At 66.1% G+C, this 566-nt stretch carries 1 protein-coding gene; it reads right to left on the minus strand.

The window, feature by feature from the left end; translation table 11 throughout:
* Nucleotides 1–566 (minus strand): IS256 family transposase (locus tag AC24YW_RS36600; RefSeq protein ID WP_487487214.1); only part of this gene is annotated, 566 nt, incomplete at both ends.

Below are 566 nucleotides of genomic sequence, written 5' to 3' on the forward strand. Positions count from 1 at the left end.
TTCGTCCAGGAAGGCTGCGAGCTTGGGCAGCTTGGGACGAAGCTGATCCGCAACACGGCGCCACTGGGCCTTTGCGGCCTCGGCATCGTCCTGGGCAAAGGCGGTGGCCATGAAGGCGGAGACGACGCGCCGCCCGCTCTTGCCGGCATGTGCCAGCGCGTTGCGCATGAAGTGCACGCGACAACGCTGCCAGGTGGCATTGAGCACCTTGCTGACGGCGGCCTTGATGCCCTCGTGGGCATCGGAGACGACCAGCTTGACGCCGCGCAGGCCGCGGCGGGCGAGCTTGCGCAGGAATGCCGTCCAGAACGTCTCGGCTTCGGAGGGACCAATATCCATGCCGAGAACTTCGCGCCGGCCGTCACTGTTGACGCCGACCGCGACAATCACGGCGACTGAGACGATGCGGCCATTCTGGCGCACCTTCACGTAAGTGGCGTCGATCCACAGATACGGCCAGTCGCCCTCGATCGGGCGGCCGAGGAACGCCTTCACTCTGTCGTCGATCTCGCCGCACAGCCGGCTCACCTGGCTCTTGGAGATGCCGCTCATCCCCATCGCCTGCA

This window comes from Bradyrhizobium sp. USDA3516 (assembly GCF_057651995.1).